Consider the following 17,323-nt stretch of genomic DNA (forward strand, 5'->3'; position numbering starts at 1 on the left):
ACCCACAGGCAATCTTTCTTCTATATTATTAGTATTAGTAAAGGTCTAAATAATTATCAATTTCCCATTGTGAAACGAAGGTTGCATAACTTGCCCATTCGATTCGTTTGGCTTCAAGGAAACTAGTATAGATATGCTCTCCAAGAGCCGCTCTGACAACCTCATCTTCTGTCAAAGCCTTCAAAGCGTTGTGAAGTGTTGATGGAAGGTCTGTAATACCAGCTTCTTTGCGCTCTTCTGCTGTCATAATGTAGATATTTTCTTCGATAGGAGCTGGTGCTTCGATTTTATTTTCAATACCATGCAAACCAACTTCCAAAAGAACAGCCATAGCGATGTATGGGTTTGCCATCGGATCCACTGAACGCAACTCAAGACGAGTTCCCATACCACGTGAAGCAGGCACGCGCACAAGTGGCGAACGGTTACGACCAGCCCAAGCAATGTAAACAGGCGCTTCATAACCTGGAACCAAACGTTTGTATGAGTTAACCGTTGGGTTCATGATAGCAGTATAGTTGTAGGCATGCTTGATCAAACCACCAAGGAAATGGTAGGCCGTTTCTGACAACTGCATTCCTTTTGGATCATTTGGATCAAAGAAGGCATTGTTTCCTTCTGCATCAAACAAGGACATATTACAGTGCATACCTGATCCAGCAATACCAAATTTTGGTTTCGCCATAAAGGTTGCGTAAAGTCCGTGTTTGCGAGCAATAGTTTTAACAACAAGTTTAAAGATTTGAATCTTATCACAAGCATGGAGGACTTCATCATATTTAAAGTCAATCTCATGCTGTCCAACAGCAACCTCGTGGTGACTCGCTTCTACTTCAAATCCCATTTTAGTCAAGACATTCACAATCTCACGACGCGTATTGTCCGCAAGGTCAGTAGGCGCCAAATCAAAGTAGCCACCCTTATCATTTACTTCAAGTGTTGGGTCTCCATTTTCATCCAACTTAAATAGGAAGAATTCTGGCTCTGGACCAAGGTTGAAAGATTTGAATCCTACTTCTTCCATGTGACGAAGAGCACGCTTCAAATTGCCACGAGGGTCACCCGCAAATGGTTCACCTTCTGTTGTATAGACATCACAGATCAAACCTGCAACACTTCCATTTTCATCTCCCCAAGGGAAGACTGTCCATGTATCCAAGTCTGGGTACAAGTACATATCTGACTCATTGATACGTACAAAACCTTCAATAGAAGATCCATCAAACATAGCCTTGTTTGACAAGACTTTATCTAACTGTTCATCTGTAGCAGGAATTTCGACGTTTTTCATGGTTCCCAAAATATCTGAGAACATAAGACGAATAAAGGTAACATTTTTTTCCTTGACTTCACGACGAATATCTGCAGCTGTGATTGGCATGAGTTTTCTCCTTAATATATGACTACTTGCGGTTACCTAACCGCGACCAAAAGGTGACCGTACTGAAGCAAAGCGACCCTGTTGGAGGAGCTCATTGTGAAGTGCACGACGCACCTCAGTCTGACTCACCGCTTTCTTGGATTTCGCTTCACGTTCAGCATATTTTTTCTTAATGGCAGCAATATTATAACCCTCAGAGATATAATCTTTGATTTCAAGCAGACGATCCATGTCATTCAAGGAATACATGCGACGGTTCCCTTCGTTTCGATCAGGTTTAATCAACTCTTGATCTTCATAATAACGAATCTGACGCGCCGATAGATCGGTCAACTTCATAACACTGCCGATAGGAAAAACAGCCATATTTCGGCGAAATTCTTTTTCCTTCATTTACAATTTCCTTCTTTCTGTCTATTATAGTCTAAAAAAAGACAAACGTCAATTGATAATGTTATAAAATGTAACATTATTTTTCTTTTTTCTCTAAAAAGAGACGAATACGATCAATATCGTAATTTACGAGAATTGCGACAAAAACTCCCATGAAAGTTTCTGATACACGCGCAAATACGTACAAAATCGTTTCACCACTCGGAATCGATAGGGTAATGATTAACATAGCTGCTACACCACCAATAACCCCTGCTTTGTTATTCATGGCTACATTTGTCATAATGGTTAACATGGTACAGATTGGAACAACTACCAAGGTCACCCAAAAGGCTTCGTGGAAAAAGGTATTTAATAAGAAGAAGACCAAGGCATAGAGGCCACCGATACTATTTCCAAGAATACGCGAAGTCCCAAAATGAACACTCTTATCAAAACTCTCCCTCAGGCTAAAAACAGCTGTCAAAGCACCGATTTGAAGACCTTTCCAACCAAAAAAGCCAAAAATCAAGAGAACTAGAAAAACAGCAATACCTGTTTTAAAGGTTCGCATACCAAGTTTGAACTGGGATTTATCGAATTTATATTTTTTAAAATAACTCATAATCTCAACTTTCTATTTCCATTTTATCATAAATTAGGTGATTTTATGAGCAATAGTTGAGAGGAAGCGTTTTTATTTTAAGCAAAAGAAAAGAGGAACTTTCATCCCTCTCTTCTTTGATTCATTTAGAAAATCTTATTTTTCTGTCAAGGCTGCAAGTCCTGGAAGAACTTTACCTTCGAGAAGTTCCATTGATGCTCCACCACCAGTAGAGATCCATGAGAATTTATCTGCACGTCCAAGGTTAATCGCTGCGGCAGCTGAGTCACCACCACCGATGATTGATTTAACGCCAGGTTGTTTCACGATAGCGTCCATCACACCGATTGTACCAGCTTGGAAGTCTGGGTTTTCAAATACACCCATAGGTCCGTTCCATACAACTGTTTTGGCACCAGTCAAAGCTTCGTCAAATTTAGCGATAGATTTTGGACCGATGTCAAGACCAAGGAAGCCTTCAGAAACTGCTTCACCTTCAGTGTCACGCACTTCAGTGTAACCAGCAAATGCGTTAGCTTCTTTTGAGTCAACTGGCAAGATCAATTTACCGTTTGCTTTTTCAAGAAGAGCTTTGGCAACATCCAATTTGTCTTCTTCTACAAGTGAGTTACCGATTTCGATACCTTGTGCTTTGTAGAATGTGTAAGTCATACCACCACCGATAAGAACTTTATCAGCTTTTTCAAGCAAGTTTTCGATAACACCGATCTTGTCTGAAACTTTTGAACCACCAAGGATCGCTACGAATGGACGTTCTGGAGTTTCAACTGCTTCTTGGATGTAGGCAATTTCGTTTTCAAGAAGGAAACCAGCAACTGCTTTTTCAACGTTTGCTGAGATACCAACGTTAGATGCGTGTGCACGGTGAGCTGTACCGAATGCATCGTTTACGAAGATACCATCTCCAAGTGATGCCCAATATTTACCAAGTTCAGGATCGTTTTTAGATTCTTTCTTGCCGTCAACATCTTCGTAACGAGTGTTTTCAACCAAGAGAACTTGTCCATCTTCAAGAGCATCGATAGCTGCTTCCAATTCAGCACCACGAGTAACACCTGGGAAAACAACGTCTTGGCCCAATTTAGCTGCCAAGTCTGCTGCTACAGGAGCAAGTGATTTACCAGCTTTATCAGCTTCTTCTTTCACACGTCCAAGGTGAGAGAAAAGAATTGCACGTCCACCTTGTTCGATGATGTACTTAATAGTTGGAAGAGCTGCTGTGATACGGTTGTCGTTAGTGATTACGCCATCTTTCAATGGTACATTGAAGTCAACACGAACGAGGACTTTTTTACCTTTCAAGTCAACGTCTTTAACAGTAAGTTTTGCCATGTTACAAAAACCCCTTTATTTATTTTATTCGAAACTATTATATCACACTTTGGAAATATAAGGAAAGATTTCACAAGATTTTTCGATATTTAATCTTTGTGGCATGCTAGAGTATATTATTTTTGCTTTTTCTAACGAATTTTCTTTCTAAAATCTTAGCTTAACACTTGTTAGATTTACTTTTATCCTTTAAAATAGAATAGGAGAAATTCCGTTATTATTTTTCGGAGGAAAAAGAAATGTCCATTAATTGGCAGGAAATTTTATTTCACTTTTTAGGTGGTCTGGGACTATTCTTATATAGTATCAAGACCATGGGAGACGGTTTGCAACAAGCTGCTGGAGATCGCCTTCGTTTTTACATTGACAAGTACACTAGCAATCCGTTCTTCGGTGTGCTAGTTGGTATCGGTATGACGGCGCTAATTCAGTCAAGTTCTGGGGTCACAGTCATTACAGTGGGGCTAGTCAGCGCAGGACTTTTGACCTTGCGTCAAGCTATCGGTATTGTCATGGGTGCCAATATTGGAACTACCGTTACATCCTTTATCATCGGTTTTAAGCTAGGAGATTACGCCTTACCAATGCTTTTCATCGGAGCGATTTGTCTCTTCTTCACCAAGAATCGCTCTATCAATAACATCGGACGTATCATTTTTGGTGTAGGTGGTATCTTCTTCGCTCTCAATCTTATGAGCGGTGCAATGGAGCCTCTAAAAGACCTGCAAGTCTTTAGAGACTACATGGTTGAACTAAGTAAGAGTCCTATTCTCGGTGTCTTTGTCGGAACTGGACTAACCCTACTCATTCAAGCTTCTTCCGCAACTATCGGTATCCTACAGAATCTTTACGCAAGTGGTTTGATTGATCTACAAGGTGCCCTACCAGTCTTGTTTGGTGATAATATCGGAACGACCATTACAGCTATTATTGCTTCTCTTGGAGCCAATATCGCTGCCAAACGTGTTGCTGGTGCCCATGTTGCCTTTAACGTGATTGGTACGGTTATCTGTATTGTCTTCCTTGTACCTTTCACTGGCTTGATTCAATGGTTTGAATCTACACTCAATCTGGCTCCAGAAATGACCATTGCCTTCGCCCACGGAACCTTTAATATCACAAATACTATTATCCAATTTCCATTCATCGGAGCCTTGGCCTACTTTGTAACCAAGCTCATCCCTGGTGAAGATGAAGTTGTCAAGTACGAGCCACTTTATCTTGATGAGCATTTGATTAAACAAGCTCCATCAATCGCTCTCGGAAATGCCAAAAAAGAACTCCTTCACTTGGGAAATTATGCTTCTAAAGCCTTTGACCTTTCATACAACTACATCATTGACCTTAATGAAAAGGTAGCTGAAAAAGGCCACAAGACAGAAGAAGCCATCAATACCATTGATGAAAAATTGACTCGTTACCTTATTACTCTTTCAAGTGAAGCCCTTAGCCAGAAAGAAAGCGAAGTGCTCACCAACATCCTGGATTCATCCCGTGATTTGGAACGGATTGGGGACCACGCAGAAGCCCTAATCAATCTAACTGACTATCTTCAACGTAAAAATGTTGAGTTTTCTGAAGCTGCTTTACAAGAATTAGCTGATATCTATCAAAAAACCACTAGCTTCATCAAGGATGCTCTTGATAGCGTGGAAAACAATGATATTGAAAAAGCTCAAAGTCTGATTGAACGCCATAAAGAAATCAACAATATGGAACGTGTTCTCAGAAAGACCCACATCAAACGCCTCAACAAGGGTGAGTGTTCAACACAAGCTGGGGTCAACTTTATCGACATCATTTCCCACTATACTCGTGTATCTGACCACGCTATGAATCTAGCTGAAAAGGTCATCGCTGAACAAATCTAAGATCCAAGAAGCTATCCTAAATGGGATGGCTTTTTCTTCTCCTAATCAAGAATTACTCTTCTACCATATAGAAAAATGCTTTGATTCACAATGGAATCAAAGCATTTTAAAGAGCTCCCCGTACATAAGCGCAGAAGCCGCAGTTCCTCTGTACTTGGATTCTTCTCTTTTAATAAAGCGAGCCAAGTTGAGCAACTCAGGTGCCGGATGTTTGGGATTAAGGAGCAATTCACGATTGACCAGGCCTGAGAGACGAACTGCCAGCAATTGCTCATTTGTAGTAGGCAGTTTTTTAGCAGTCTCTAGGAGAGCAACAACTAAATCTTCACTCAAATCATGGCGAGCATGATTGTAAAGATCTTTTATAAGGCTTTCTAGGTTTGGTTCTACCATCCCTACCACCTCCTTAAGTTTAATAATTTTTAATCAAGTCAACTGTTGAACGATCCAATTTTTTCACCAAGGCTTGCAAGAAAGCTTGCGCTTCTAAGAAGTCATCCATAGCGTAGAGGGTTTGATGTGAATGAATATAACGAGCGCAAACACCGATTGTTGTTGATGGGACACCACCATTTTTCAGATGAGCTGCGCCAGCGTCTGTTCCGCCTTTACCACAGTAGTATTGGTACTTGATTCCAGCTTCTTCAGCCGTTGTCAAAAGGAAATCCTTCATACCTGGGAGAAGCAAGTGACCTGGGTCATAGAAACGAATCAAGGTTCCATCCCCAATCTTGCCTTGGCCGCCATAAACATCACCTGCTGGTGAGCAATCAACTGCTAGGAAAACTTCTGGGTCAAATTTAGTTGTGGAAGTATGGGCACCACGAAGACCAACTTCCTCTTGGACGTTAGAACCAAGATAGAGTTCATTGCCAAGTTTTTGACCTGACAGAGATTCTGCCAACTCGCTCACCATGAGAACTCCGTAGCGGTTGTCCCAAGCTTTTGAAATGATATTTTTTTCATTTGCTGTCAAAATAGCAGAGCTATCAGGGACAATCGTATCACCAGGACGGATGCCAAAGCTTTCTGCCTCAGCCTTATCCGCAAAACCACCATCAAAGACGATATCTGAAATAGCAGGTATGGTTGGTCCTCCCTTACCACGAGTCAAATGTGGAGGAACAGAGCCTGAAATCACAGGAATTTCACGACCATCACGAGTCAGGAGTTTGAAACGTTGGCTGCTGACTACCATAGGATTCCAACCACCAATTTCAACCACACGGAAGGTACCATCTGGCTTGATTTCGCTGACCATAAAACCAACTTCATCCATGTGAGAAGCGACCAAGACGCGCGGTGCATCTGCAGCTTCTGAATGTTTAATTCCGAAAATACCACCCAAGCCATCTGTCACCACTTCATCCACGTGCGGTGTCAACTTTTCACGAAGATAAGCACGGACAGGTGCTTCATGACCTGAGATTGCAGCAAGTTCTGTTACTTCTTTGATTTTTGAAAATAATGTTGTCATTTCAGTTCCTTCTTTCTTTCATCCATTTTACCACTTTTTATAGGAGAAGGATAGCGGGAAGGTGGATTGGTTTTTACCCAGTTTTCCAATAAAAGAGAGGGGCAGATATTATTTCAGGAATTTTTCTTTCTTTTTACATTAAATTGTCAGAAAATTTATTGACAGATTAAAGAAATCGTGTTACAGTAATATCCGCAGGTATCTTTCGATACCAAATCTACATGAAAGGACTGGGTATGAAACTTTCTCATTATTTAATTGGCTTACTTCTACTCCTAGTCTTTCTCTCTATTAGCATTGGGACCAGTGATTTTTCATGGGGAAAACTCTTTGCTCTGGATCATGACACCTGGCTCCTCTTTCAAGAGTCACGTCTTCCAAGGACGATTAGCATTCTCCTAACTGCCTCTAGTATGAGTATGGCAGGGCTCCTCATGCAGACTATTACCCAAAATCAGTTTGCTGCTCCAAGCACTGTTGGAACGACTGAAGCCGCCAAACTAGGAATGGTACTGAGCCTCTTTGTCTTTCCGTCGGCTAGTCTGACCCAAAAGATGCTCTTTGCTTTTGTTTCATCCATCTTATTTACCCTCTTCTTTCTGGCCTTTATGACTATTTTTACCGTAAAGGAAAGGTGGATGCTACCCTTGATTGGGATCATTTACAGCGGAATTATCGGTTCTGTGACAGAAGTTATCGCCTATCGTTTCAATCTGGTTCAGAGTATGACCGCTTGGACCCAGGGCTCCTTCTCCATGATTCAGACCCATCAGTATGAGTGGCTCTTCTTAGGCCTCATTATCCTGATTGCCGTTTGGAAATTGTCCCAAACCTTTACCATCATGAATCTGGGTAAGGAAACCAGTGAAAGTTTGGGAATTTCCTACTCCCTACTTGAAAAACTGGCCCTCTTTCTGGTTGCGCTAACGACAAGTGTCACCATAATTACCGTGGGTGGCTTACCTTTCCTTGGAGTCATCGTTCCCAATCTGGTTCGCAAGCACTATGGAGATAATTTGAGTCAAACCAAACTCATGGTCGCACTGGTCGGTACCAATTTAGTTCTGGCTTGCGATATCCTATCTCGAGTCTTGATCCGACCCTATGAGCTATCTGTCAGTCTCTTGCTAGGAATCATCGGCAGCCTCGTCTTTATCCTACTTCTATGGAGAGGGGGACAAAAAGATGCTGTCTAAAAGCAAACATAGCAAGCTCTTCTGCCTTCTCATTATTCTTGCCGTCGGAGCTTGTCTCCTCTACTTTTGGCCCATCACCCACCTGTCTGCCTTTGCTTGGAAGTTGCGTTCCCAAAAGATCATCGTTTATCTCTTGGTAGCAATCGCGACTGGGATTTCGACCATTAGTTTTCAAACCCTGACGGAAAATCGCTTCCTGACGCCAAGTATTTTGGGAATCGAGTCCTTCTATGTCCTACTACAAACCCTGCTACTAGTTTTTGAAAACAAATTTCTACAGCTTGGAAAGTCTCCTGTCTTAGAATTCCTAGTCTTACTTTTGCTTCAATCCCTCTTCTTTCTCGCCTTACAAGGCTACTTGAAGACGCTGATGAAGCAAGACCTAGTCTTCATTCTGCTGATCTGTCTAGCGCTCGGAAGTCTCTTTCGAAATATCAGTACCTTCCTCCAAGTCCTGATGGATCCAAATGAATACGATAAACTGCAGAACAGTCTCTTTGCCTCCTTTCAGCATCTCAACACTTCCATCCTAGCCATCGGTTCTCTAATCATCCTCGCTTTGACCATCTTTTTCTTTCGAAAAGCAGTCATTCTGGATGTCTTGCATCTGCAAAGAGAAACAGCTCAGATATTGGGACTCGACGTTGAAAAAGAACAGAGAGAGCTCCTATGGGGCATCGTACTTTTGACCTCAACGGCCACTGCCTTGGTAGGGCCTATGGCCTTCTTCGGCTTTATGCTGGCCAACCTCACCTACCTAATCGTCAAAGACTATCGACACAAGTTGCTCTTTATCGTAACCATTCTGATTGGATTTATCAGTTTGACCTTGGGGCAAGCCCTGATTGAACGAGTCTTTGCTCTGGAAATTCGCATCAGCATGATTATTGAGAGCGTTGGAGGTCTCTTATTCTTTATCTTACTTTACAGGAGGGCGCGTCGGTGAAACTGGAAAACATTGACAAATCCATTCAAAAACAGGATATTTTGCAAGGCATTACCCTTGAAGTCAGTCCTCAGAAACTGACAGCCTTCATTGGTCCCAATGGTGCTGGGAAATCAACTCTCCTCTCCATCATGAGCAGACTGACTAAGAAAGATCAGGGAATTCTCAGTATCAAAGGCCTTGAAATCGAGAGTTGGAATTCGCAAGAACTGGCCCAAGAACTGACTATCCTAAAACAGAAAATCAATTACCAAGCCAAATTGACTGTTGAAGAACTGGTCAGTTTTGGACGTTTTCCCTACAGTCGAGGTCGATTGAGGGCAGATGACTGGGAAAAAATCCGAGAAACTCTGGACTATCTGGAACTGACAGACTTAAAAGACCGCTACATCGATAGCCTATCTGGAGGCCAGCTCCAGCGCGTCTTTATCGCTATGGTACTGGCCCAGGATACGGACTTTATCTTACTAGACGAACCACTCAATAATCTCGATATCAAGCAAAGCGTCAGCATGATGCAGATTCTCAAGCGACTGGTGGAGGAACTCGGCAAGACCATTATCATCGTCCTCCACGATATCAACATGGCCAGCCAGTATGCGGATGAAATTGTCGCCTTCAAGGACGGCCAAGTCTTTTGCAAGGGAACAACCAATCAAATCATGCAGGCTGACCTGCTCAGTCAACTTTATGAGATTCCCATCACGCTGGCAGATATCAATGGCAAAAAAATCTGTATCTATAGCTAGTAACTCAGAAACTCGAGTTAGAGAACCCTCAGTCTCTTAGCTAACAAGCCTATCTAAGAGACCCCTAAATCGTTATCACATTTTAAAAAGGAGAAATCATGAAAACATCCCTTAAATTTTATCTTACTGCCCTAGCGGCCAGCTTCTTGCTCCTACTTGGTGCATGTAGTACAAACTCAAGCACTAGCAAGACAGAGTCAAGTAGCTCTGCTCCAACAGAGGTAACCATTAAAAGTTCACTAGACGAGGTCAAACTTTCAAAGGTTCCTGAAAAGATTGTGACCTTTGATCTCGGTACTGCGGATACTATTCGCGCTTTAGGTTTTGAAAAGAATATCGTCGGAATGCCTACAAAAACTGTTCCTACTTACCTAAAAGACCTAGCTGGAAAAGTTAAAAATGTTGGTTCTATGGTTGAGCCAGACCTAGAAGCCCTTGCTGCTCTTGAACCAGATTTGATTATCGCTTCACCACGTACCCAAAAATTCGTAGACAAATTCAAAGAAATCGCTCCGACTGTTCTTTTCCAAGCAAGCAAGGATGACTACTGGACTTCTACCAAGGCCAATATCGAATCCCTAGCAAGTGCCTTTGGTGAAACTGGTACACAGAAAGCCAAGGAAGAATTGGTCAAGCTAGACAAGAGCATCCAAGAAGTCGCTACTAAAAATGAAAGCTCTGACAAAAAAGCCCTTGCTATTCTCCTCAACGAAGGAAAAATGGCTGCCTTTGGTGCCCAATCTCGTTTCTCTTTCTTGTACCAAACCTTGAAATTCAAGCCAACTGATACAAAATTTGAAGATTCTCGCCACGGACAAGAAGTCAGCTTTGAAAGTGTCAAAGAAATCAATCCTGACATCCTTTTTGTCATCAACCGTACCCTTGCCATCGGTGGGGACAACTCTAGCAACGACGGCGTCCTAGAAAATGCCCTCATCGCTGAAACTCCTGCCGCTAAAAATGGTAAAATTATCCAACTCACACCAGACCTCTGGTATCTAAGCGGAGGCGGTCTTGAATCAACAAAACTCATGATTGAAGACGCTCAAAAAGCCTTGAAATAAGCTACTTCAAACTCAACTAACATCTTTTACATGATAAAACGCATCCTATCGAGCTCACTCAAACCTGATAGGATGCGTTTTTATCATTTTGAAACCTTTTGCCCAACCTCATTTTCCTTCTTGATTCCGTTTGAGGAAAAAATGGTCTGGGACGGGGTCCTTACCTGTTTTCGACCAGGGATGGCAACGTAAAATCCGAGCCAAGCCCATCAAGACACCCTTGAAGCCATGTTTTTCAATAGCCTGAATCATGTAGTTGGAACAAGTCGGCTCAAAGCGACAAGAGGGGGGAAAGGCTGGTGAGATAAACCGTTGGTAAAGGCGCACAGGCGCTATTAAGATTCGTTTCATTATTTCCTGGTTACAGCTATGGTATGTAGTTGGCTGATTTCTTTTTTATTAAGACGACGGGATTCTCCTGGACGGAGTCCTGTCAAGTCTAGGTGCCCAAAACGTGTACGCGACAACTTGTCCACTTGAAGACCAACAGCTTCAAACATTTTTTTAACCTGATGGTTACGCCCTTCATGGATGGTCAACTGTACCACAGAGCGATTTTTAACTGGGTCCACTTTGAGAATTTCATAAACAGCTGGCTTGGTTTTCTTGCCATCAATCTCAAGTCCGCGGGTCAAGGGGCGGAGATTGTCCCTATTGGCCACGCCTTTAACACGCGCGACATAGACCTTGTCAATCTCATTACGAGGGTGAATCATTTCATCCGTAAAATCCCCATCATTGGTCAAAATCAAGACTCCTGATGTATCCCAATCCAAACGACCAACTGGGTAAATACGCTCTTTGACATTGGGCAAGAGGTCCACAACCGTCTTACGACCCTTATCATCTGTCACACTGGAAATCACACCGCGTGGTTTGTTAAGCAGATAGTAAACCTTTTCTTCGTTGTAGATTGGTTGACCTTCCACTTCGACCTTGTCGCCTGACTTAATAGTCGTTGCTAGTTCACGCACCACTTGGCCGTTAACCGTCACCAAGCCTTGCTTGATCAACTCTTCTGCTTTTCTCCTACTGGCCACACCTGCGTGGGCAATATACTTATTGATTCTCATCTTCTTTTATCCTTTCACCAAATAATTGGCTTTCTTGGGCTTGAATTTCAAGCTCATCAATCACTGGTAATTCTTCCAAATGGTTAATCCCCATGTAATCTAGGAAATAATCCGTAGTCACATAGAGGTTGGGGCGGCCCAAAACTTCTTTTTTCCCATCTTCTCTTATCAATTCAAAAGCCTGTAACTTTGCCAAGGCCCCACTCGAGTTAACCCCACGGATGGCATCAATTTCTATCCGTGTGATGGGTTGCTTGTAGGCAACGATGGATAAGGTCTCAAGGGCAGCCCGGGATAAACTCTGGTTAATAGGTGCCTTAGAGTATTCCTTCAAAACCTCTGAAAACTGAGGCTTGGTCACCAATCTATAAGCCCCACCTGTCTCAATCAGAGCCAAACTGGAATCTGGGTCCTTTTCATACTTCTGGACTAATTTTTCTAAACTCTGCTGGATGCCTGTCGGTGGCAGAGAGAGGAGTTCAGCTAACTGGCGGATCCTAATCCCATCTTCACCCGCTACAAACAAGAGCGCTTCTATTTTTGCTAAAGTACTCATCTTTCCTCTCTATCAAGTCTAGCTTTGGGCTACTTGACTTTCTTCCTTCTTTTCCATGAGATAGATATCTCCGAAACTCTCCTCTTGCACTAGGACCAGCTCCTGGGTTTTGATTAACTCTAGGGTTGCCAAAAAGAGGGTAATGACCTCTTGGACATTCTGGGCTTCCTTGAATAAATCCTGCAAGCGCAACTGGTCTCGTCCAGTCAAGGACTCTTTCACGATAACCATCATGTCCTCAATCTTATACTCATCCCGCAAGATAGTCGTGTGATTCTGTGCAAACTCCTCTTTTTTCTTGGCTAGGATATTTGAAAAAGCCAAAAAGAGGTCAATGGTCGTCTTGTCATGCACAAGCTCCGCATCTTCGTAAATCAACTCTGTCGGCGCTTTAGAATAATACTGGGCCCGTTCTTGGTGCTTGGCTTCCAAGTGCTCCCCCAAGAGCTTGAACTTGCGGTATTCTTCGATTTGAGAGAGAAGATCCTGCTCTAGGTCATCTTCCAAATCTGTCACTTCTGCTACCTTTGGCAAGAGCTTGCGGCTCTTAATCAGCATCAGCTGACTGGCCATGACCATATACTCACCTGTCACTTCTAGACGCATAGCCTGCAGGGTTGAGACATAGGCTAGATACTGTTCGATAACTTCTGTAATGGGCACATCGTAGATATCCATCTGGTACTTAGAGACCAGGTGCAAAAGCAAGTCTAGGGGCCCTTCAAAATCTTTTAATTTAATATCCATTATCTATATTTTTCTAAGGTCAGGACTGTTTTTAATCCTAGTTTTTTTGCAATTTCGTACAAATCGACCTTGTTTTCAATTTGTCTTAAAATGAACTGTTCCCGCAAGGCTTGGGCTGATAAGGTTGGGAAACCTTTCTCCTTGACAAAGGACTCCAACTGACGGAAGGCCCACTGACGAGAATAAGCTTTCCCTGCTCTTTCAAACAGATAGGTCTGCCCCATCAAGGGTTCCAGCTCTGAAAGCAAGGTTGCAGGAATGGTGACAATCCTCTGTTGGGAAGCCTTGCTGATTCTCAACACCTGAAAATCCAAATTGACATCCGCAACCTTAAGGACTAAAATCTCACTTGGCAAGAGCCCCATCTCCAAGATAAGAAGCGCTAGTAAACGTCCCTCTGGATAGTCGCTTTCCTGCCAAAAAGAGTCTAGGTCTAACAGTTCTGGCTTTTCAATCTTCTTTTCAGCCTGTTTGGCTAATTCCAAACGATAAAAGCTGTCCACCTCTCCTTTTTGATAGAGAAAGTAGAGAAATTGATTACAAGCCGAAATCTTTCGTTTCTGGGCGCTGATTTTTAGATTGGCTAGCTGGGCTTGGTAAATCTTGAGACTGGTCTCCGAAATCCGCTCGCCTATCAAATCTAAAAATTGCTCCAAATCATACTTATAGGACTGCTTGGAATTGGCTGACAGCCCCTGCTTTTCCTCTAAAAAGGATGAAATCCTGTCTCTCATTTGCATCGAATCTCATATTCCTTACTAAAGTCATGCAAGAGGGCATTGACTGCCTTGAGGATAGATTTGCGCGTAATAATCCCTTGGAAAATCCCCTCTGCGTCCACAACCGGTAAGAAAGACTCATCTACCAGCTTGTGCAAGACCTCCGTAATAGTAAAATCAGGCGAAACAACCGCTACGTCCCTTTTCGTCATATGAACGATATCCGTATCCGCCATGATTTCTGGGCTCAAGTCATGCTCCATCTGATAAGCCATAATATCTCTGAGCCCAATAGTCCCAACAAACTGCTTTTCATCTGTCACAACGGGAACACGGGTATAGGTCATCTGACTGAGCAAGAGGGTCGCATGATCCGCATTATGGGTATCAATCAACACAGCTAGATTTTCAGCAGGAGTCAAAAAAGTTTCCTCTTGGTCTAGCAAGAAAGTCTCAAACTCCTTGGCAATCATCGGCTAAACTCCTTAGACAAGCCTGGATACACCTCGTGGTCTCGTGTCAAAAAGTCCACTTTGAAGTAACTGTCATCAATCTCCACACGAGCATAGAGACATTCTCTGATGGTCCCACGTGGTTGACTGATGGAACCAGGATTTAGAAAGAGGGTCTTGCCTTCCATCCAAGCGCTTGGCACATGCAAGTGACCATAAAGGCAGATATCGGCCTCTTCTTCCTGAGCCCAGTAGTCCAACTTTTGAAAGTTGAAATTGATGTCAAACAAGTGACCATGGGTTTGGATAATCTTGGTCGAACCAAGCTCAGTCACCAGACGTTCTGGATAGCCTGCGTAGAAGTCCATATTCCCTTTAACAACACGGATGCCTTCCCAAAGGGGAGAATCGGGACGCAGTTCAGAATCGCCGTTATGAAAAACGGCATCAACTTTGCCCACATAGCGATCACGGATTTCTTCCACAATCAAGCTATCGCCATGGGAATCGCTCATTACAATGATGGTTTGCTTTGCCATGATGGAAATACCTCCAAAAGTTTCTTAACGGCTAAGGCACGGTGAGATTGGCTATTTTTTTCTTCAAGGGTTAATTCAGCTGATGATTTGCCTGTCTCTCCCACAAGGAAAAGAGGATCATAGCCAAATCCATTTTCACCCTTAGGTTCAAAGTTAATGTAGCCTGGCCAGTCTGCTTCAACAACCAAACTTTCCTTGTTTGGGCTGGCTACGACTAGGGTTGTATGGAATTGAGCCGAGCGGTCCTTGAGTTCAAAGACCATGGCCAACTCGTGCAAGAGTTTAGCATTGTTTTCACGGTCAGTTGCTCCCATTCCTGCGAAACGAGCTGACCAGACACCTGGCAAGCCACCAAGGACATCAACTTTAAGTCCAGAATCATCTGCCAGAACCATCTTGCCCGTTAATTGAGAAATGGTTTCCGCCTTAAGGCGGGCGTTTTCTTCGAAGGTCATGCCTGTTTCTGCTACTTCAGGTAAGTCAGGATAGTCATTAAGATTTTCCACATCGTATCCTAACTTGTCAAAGATAGCTCGAAATTCCTTGGTCTTGCCCTCGTTACGAGTCGCAATCAACAAGGTTTCTCTAACCTTGTTTGTCTCAAAGAAATCATGAACATTGACCCCTTCTTTGGGCAATTCCACATACAAGAGTTGCCCATTTTCAACCAAGAGCAAAGTCCCCTGACGTTGGATAACTTCCAAGCTACGTCCTGCTTCTTGGTTGAGGATATCCACCACAAAAGACAATAAACGGTAGAGAGAACCATAGCGTAAAACAATCACAGAAACAGGAAAACCTTGTTCCTCATCTCGAAATCTTTGGGCAAACTCCAATAGAGGAAAATCCAAGTCATCACCATTCAAAGTCCGGACACCACCAAAAATACTATAGTTTCCAACATACCAGTCCTGGTCATCCTTGTATTCATAAATTTTATTTGTCATAATTCTACATGCTCCACATGAATTTCTTTTTCCAGCCATTCTTCACCAATTTGTGCAAAACTTTGGCTGCTAGCTGTTGTGTAAAAACGGTGTTGGAGTGGTCCAGCATCGCGACCACGATTGATTTCAAAATAATTGAGTAAGACTGAGATATCCCGTACGCACTCTGCCCCACTATCGATGAGCTGAACCTTGGGTCCCATGACATTTTGAATAATAGGTCTGAGCAGTGGATAATGGGTACAACCCAAAATCAGGCTATCCACTTTTCCAACCAAGGGACGCAGGGTTTCATAAACCACTTTTTTGGTAACACTGGTTGACAGGGCACCCGACTCGACCAAGGGGGCAAACTTGGGACAGGCCAAACTCTCCACCTGTAAGTCCGGATCCAAATCATGGATTTTCTGACGGTAGATGTCTGATTTTACCGTCATGGGTGTTCCAATGACCCCGATTTTCCCACCTTGGCTGGACTTGATGGCTGCCGAAGCTCCTGGCAAAATCACACCTAGGACGGGAATGTTGAGTTGAGCCTTGATTTCTTCCCAGACGACCGCAGTCGCAGTGTTACAAGCAATGACAATCATTTTGACATCCTTGGTCAAGAGAAAGTTGACCAACTGCCAAGTATATTCACGAATTTGCTCAGCAGGACGGGGACCATAGGGCGCCCGCGCCGAATCTCCAATATAGACGATTTCTTCATGAGGAAGCTGGCGCATGAGCTCACGCACAACGGTCAAGCCCCCGACACCCGAATCCAAAAAACCAATTGGTCGATTATCCATACAGTCTTCTTTCTAGTCTTTTTTCTGATTGATAGTTCATTATGATTACTTGTCTTCAAGAACTGAAGGACAGCTTCAACAACTACTATCTCTCTTAATCATAATCAAATATCAATAGAATGCAAGGAAAAAGTCTCATCCCTAAACCATAGCCAACATAGTGAGAAGTCTGGAACTTTCATCCCAGACTTTTCCTTATTTATTTTTTCTTTTTATTGTTAGCAAGGGCTGCTTTTTGTTGTCGGATGATTTGGTGGTAAACTTGTTGTACCTTAGCTTCGCTTGGTTTTTGACCATTTGCACTCAAAAGAGTACGAACTGCTTCAGCATTCAAACGTGGGTTGTCAGCGAATTCTTTTTCAATTTGCTTACGAACCAAGTACATTCCTCCAAGAGCTCCTCCTAGAAAAGCTAGCACAATCAATACAATTGCTAATAGTAAATCCATCATTTTTCTCCTGTTTCTTTTTGAGTCCCTTTCATTAT

At 42.9% G+C, this 17,323-nt stretch carries 21 protein-coding genes; 5 read left to right on the plus strand and 16 right to left on the minus strand.

Going from position 1 to position 17,323, the window contains the following annotated elements; genetic code table 11:
- Nucleotides 1–34 precede the first annotated feature (34 nt).
- The 4 genes from glnA to QM409_RS05430 form a co-directional block, all read right to left on the minus strand.
- Entirely contained in the window at nucleotides 35–1,381 is a 1,347-nt protein-coding gene (gene glnA, locus QM409_RS05415; RefSeq protein WP_414305211.1) for a type I glutamate--ammonia ligase, read from the minus strand.
- A 36-nt stretch (nucleotides 1,382–1,417) separates the two neighbouring features.
- A complete protein-coding gene (gene glnR, locus QM409_RS05420) occupies nucleotides 1,418–1,774 on the minus strand; it encodes a transcriptional repressor GlnR (RefSeq protein WP_000659548.1) in 357 nt (118 codons plus the stop codon).
- 76 nt (nucleotides 1,775–1,850) lie between these two features.
- Nucleotides 1,851–2,378 (minus strand): FUSC family protein, encoded by a 528-nt coding sequence (locus QM409_RS05425; protein WP_000119915.1) that lies wholly within the window; start codon nucleotides 2,376–2,378, stop codon nucleotides 1,851–1,853.
- Between the two features lie 135 nt (nucleotides 2,379–2,513).
- Nucleotides 2,514–3,710, minus strand: coding sequence for a phosphoglycerate kinase (locus tag QM409_RS05430; protein ID WP_049511395.1), 1,197 nt, complete (start codon nucleotides 3,708–3,710; stop codon nucleotides 2,514–2,516).
- Nucleotides 3,711–3,949: 239 nt separating this feature from the next.
- Here QM409_RS05430 and QM409_RS05435 point away from each other — a divergent pair, with 239 nt between their 5' ends.
- On the plus strand, nucleotides 3,950–5,581 hold the full coding sequence (locus tag QM409_RS05435; protein WP_020903108.1) for a Na/Pi cotransporter family protein: 1,632 nt from the start codon (nucleotides 3,950–3,952) through the stop codon (nucleotides 5,579–5,581).
- Nucleotides 5,582–5,677: 96 nt separating this feature from the next.
- Here the strand turns inward: QM409_RS05435 and QM409_RS05440 are convergent, their stop codons facing one another.
- Together QM409_RS05440 and pepA are read right to left on the minus strand one after the other, a co-directional pair.
- Nucleotides 5,678–5,974, minus strand: a complete 297-nt coding sequence (locus tag QM409_RS05440; RefSeq protein ID WP_020903107.1) for an enterocin A Immunity family protein — start codon at nucleotides 5,972–5,974, stop codon at nucleotides 5,678–5,680.
- 19 nt (nucleotides 5,975–5,993) lie between these two features.
- Nucleotides 5,994–7,058: a glutamyl aminopeptidase gene (gene pepA / locus QM409_RS05445; RefSeq protein ID WP_084949999.1), complete on the minus strand. Its 1,065-nt coding sequence runs from the start codon at nucleotides 7,056–7,058 to the stop codon at nucleotides 5,994–5,996.
- Between the two features lie 236 nt (nucleotides 7,059–7,294).
- Between pepA and QM409_RS05450 the strand changes: the two genes are divergently transcribed.
- The 4 genes from QM409_RS05450 (at nucleotide 7,295) to QM409_RS05465 (ending at nucleotide 11,013) form a co-directional block, all read left to right on the plus strand.
- Nucleotides 7,295–8,254 (plus strand): ABC transporter permease, encoded by a 960-nt coding sequence (locus tag QM409_RS05450; RefSeq protein ID WP_414305210.1) that lies wholly within the window; start codon nucleotides 7,295–7,297, stop codon nucleotides 8,252–8,254.
- Nucleotides 8,244–9,200 carry an iron chelate uptake ABC transporter family permease subunit gene (locus tag QM409_RS05455; RefSeq protein WP_414305209.1) on the plus strand — a complete coding sequence of 319 codons (957 nt, stop codon included), beginning with the start codon at nucleotides 8,244–8,246 and terminating at the stop codon, nucleotides 9,198–9,200. The genes QM409_RS05450 and QM409_RS05455 overlap by 11 nt, the downstream gene beginning before the upstream one ends.
- On the plus strand, nucleotides 9,197–9,949 hold the full coding sequence (locus QM409_RS05460) for an ABC transporter ATP-binding protein (RefSeq protein WP_414305208.1): 753 nt from the start codon (nucleotides 9,197–9,199) through the stop codon (nucleotides 9,947–9,949). Before QM409_RS05455 ends, QM409_RS05460 begins: the two co-directional genes overlap by 4 nt.
- A gap of 98 nt (nucleotides 9,950–10,047) precedes the next feature.
- Nucleotides 10,048–11,013, plus strand: a complete 966-nt coding sequence (locus QM409_RS05465) for a siderophore ABC transporter substrate-binding protein (protein WP_414305207.1) — start codon at nucleotides 10,048–10,050, stop codon at nucleotides 11,011–11,013.
- A gap of 108 nt (nucleotides 11,014–11,121) precedes the next feature.
- Here QM409_RS05465 and yidD read toward each other — a convergent pair whose 3' ends face one another.
- The 10 genes from yidD to QM409_RS05515 form a co-directional block, all read right to left on the minus strand.
- On the minus strand, nucleotides 11,122–11,364 hold the full coding sequence (gene yidD / locus QM409_RS05470) for a membrane protein insertion efficiency factor YidD (RefSeq protein ID WP_414305206.1): 243 nt from the start codon (nucleotides 11,362–11,364) through the stop codon (nucleotides 11,122–11,124).
- Nucleotides 11,364–12,086: a pseudouridine synthase gene (locus QM409_RS05475; RefSeq protein ID WP_414305205.1), complete on the minus strand. Its 723-nt coding sequence runs from the start codon at nucleotides 12,084–12,086 to the stop codon at nucleotides 11,364–11,366. The genes yidD and QM409_RS05475 overlap by 1 nt, the downstream gene beginning before the upstream one ends.
- Nucleotides 12,073–12,642 (minus strand): SMC-Scp complex subunit ScpB, encoded by a 570-nt coding sequence (scpB, locus tag QM409_RS05480; RefSeq protein WP_414305204.1) that lies wholly within the window; start codon nucleotides 12,640–12,642, stop codon nucleotides 12,073–12,075. The genes QM409_RS05475 and scpB overlap by 14 nt, the downstream gene beginning before the upstream one ends.
- Before the next feature lie 18 nt (nucleotides 12,643–12,660).
- Nucleotides 12,661–13,389, minus strand: a complete 729-nt coding sequence (locus QM409_RS05485) for a segregation/condensation protein A (RefSeq protein WP_414305203.1) — start codon at nucleotides 13,387–13,389, stop codon at nucleotides 12,661–12,663.
- The gene (gene xerD, locus QM409_RS05490; protein WP_414305202.1) at nucleotides 13,389–14,123 is read right to left on the minus strand and encodes a site-specific tyrosine recombinase XerD; all 735 of its coding nucleotides are present in this window, start codon (nucleotides 14,121–14,123) and stop codon (nucleotides 13,389–13,391) included. Before xerD ends, QM409_RS05485 begins: the two co-directional genes overlap by 1 nt.
- On the minus strand, nucleotides 14,120–14,581 hold the full coding sequence (cbpB, locus tag QM409_RS05495) for a cyclic-di-AMP-binding protein CbpB (protein WP_153210088.1): 462 nt from the start codon (nucleotides 14,579–14,581) through the stop codon (nucleotides 14,120–14,122). Before cbpB ends, xerD begins: the two co-directional genes overlap by 4 nt.
- Complete coding sequence (locus tag QM409_RS05500; RefSeq protein ID WP_001118952.1) at nucleotides 14,578–15,099, minus strand: metallophosphoesterase; 522 nt, start codon at nucleotides 15,097–15,099, stop codon at nucleotides 14,578–14,580. Before QM409_RS05500 ends, cbpB begins: the two co-directional genes overlap by 4 nt.
- Nucleotides 15,075–16,046, minus strand: a complete 972-nt coding sequence (locus QM409_RS05505; RefSeq protein ID WP_414305201.1) for a nucleoside-triphosphate diphosphatase — start codon at nucleotides 16,044–16,046, stop codon at nucleotides 15,075–15,077. The genes QM409_RS05500 and QM409_RS05505 overlap by 25 nt, the downstream gene beginning before the upstream one ends.
- Nucleotides 16,043–16,837 (minus strand): glutamate racemase, encoded by a 795-nt coding sequence (gene racE / locus QM409_RS05510; RefSeq protein WP_414305200.1) that lies wholly within the window; start codon nucleotides 16,835–16,837, stop codon nucleotides 16,043–16,045. The genes QM409_RS05505 and racE overlap by 4 nt, the downstream gene beginning before the upstream one ends.
- 199 nt (nucleotides 16,838–17,036) lie before the next feature.
- On the minus strand, nucleotides 17,037–17,285 hold the full coding sequence (locus tag QM409_RS05515) for a YneF family protein (protein WP_000364990.1): 249 nt from the start codon (nucleotides 17,283–17,285) through the stop codon (nucleotides 17,037–17,039).
- Nucleotides 17,286–17,323 lie beyond the last annotated feature (38 nt).

The sequence above is a fragment of the Streptococcus mitis genome (assembly GCF_047465045.1).
Lineage (GTDB): Bacteria > Bacillota > Bacilli > Lactobacillales > Streptococcaceae > Streptococcus > Streptococcus mitis_DT.

Bases quoted from the DNA above. Each gene is read 5' to 3' on its own strand.
- pepA (WP_084949999.1), bottom strand. From the start codon at position 7,058: ATGACAACATTATTTTCAAAAATCAAAGAAGTAACAGAACTTGCTGCA.
- QM409_RS05515 (WP_000364990.1), bottom strand. From the start codon at position 17,285: ATGGATTTACTATTAGCAATTGTATTGATTGTGCTAGCTTTTCTAGGA.
- QM409_RS05500 (WP_001118952.1), bottom strand. From the start codon at position 15,099: ATGGCAAAGCAAACCATCATTGTAATGAGCGATTCCCATGGCGATAGC.
- QM409_RS05450 (WP_414305210.1), top strand. From the start codon at position 7,295: ATGAAACTTTCTCATTATTTAATTGGCTTACTTCTACTCCTAGTCTTT.
- yidD (WP_414305206.1), bottom strand. From the start codon at position 11,364: ATGAAACGAATCTTAATAGCGCCTGTGCGCCTTTACCAACGGTTTATC.
- QM409_RS05465 (WP_414305207.1), top strand. From the start codon at position 10,048: ATGAAAACATCCCTTAAATTTTATCTTACTGCCCTAGCGGCCAGCTTC.
- QM409_RS05430 (WP_049511395.1), bottom strand. From the start codon at position 3,710: ATGGCAAAACTTACTGTTAAAGACGTTGACTTGAAAGGTAAAAAAGTC.
- scpB (WP_414305204.1), bottom strand. From the start codon at position 12,642: ATGAGTACTTTAGCAAAAATAGAAGCGCTCTTGTTTGTAGCGGGTGAA.
- QM409_RS05505 (WP_414305201.1), bottom strand. From the start codon at position 16,046: ATGACAAATAAAATTTATGAATACAAGGATGACCAGGACTGGTATGTT.
- QM409_RS05485 (WP_414305203.1), bottom strand. From the start codon at position 13,389: ATGGATATTAAATTAAAAGATTTTGAAGGGCCCCTAGACTTGCTTTTG.
- xerD (WP_414305202.1), bottom strand. From the start codon at position 14,123: ATGAGAGACAGGATTTCATCCTTTTTAGAGGAAAAGCAGGGGCTGTCA.
- QM409_RS05440 (WP_020903107.1), bottom strand. From the start codon at position 5,974: ATGGTAGAACCAAACCTAGAAAGCCTTATAAAAGATCTTTACAATCAT.
- QM409_RS05475 (WP_414305205.1), bottom strand. From the start codon at position 12,086: ATGAGAATCAATAAGTATATTGCCCACGCAGGTGTGGCCAGTAGGAGA.
- glnR (WP_000659548.1), bottom strand. From the start codon at position 1,774: ATGAAGGAAAAAGAATTTCGCCGAAATATGGCTGTTTTTCCTATCGGC.
- cbpB (WP_153210088.1), bottom strand. From the start codon at position 14,581: ATGATTGCCAAGGAGTTTGAGACTTTCTTGCTAGACCAAGAGGAAACT.
- QM409_RS05455 (WP_414305209.1), top strand. From the start codon at position 8,244: ATGCTGTCTAAAAGCAAACATAGCAAGCTCTTCTGCCTTCTCATTATT.
- QM409_RS05425 (WP_000119915.1), bottom strand. From the start codon at position 2,378: ATGAGTTATTTTAAAAAATATAAATTCGATAAATCCCAGTTCAAACTT.
- glnA (WP_414305211.1), bottom strand. From the start codon at position 1,381: ATGCCAATCACAGCTGCAGATATTCGTCGTGAAGTCAAGGAAAAAAAT.
- QM409_RS05435 (WP_020903108.1), top strand. From the start codon at position 3,950: ATGTCCATTAATTGGCAGGAAATTTTATTTCACTTTTTAGGTGGTCTG.
- racE (WP_414305200.1), bottom strand. From the start codon at position 16,837: ATGGATAATCGACCAATTGGTTTTTTGGATTCGGGTGTCGGGGGCTTG.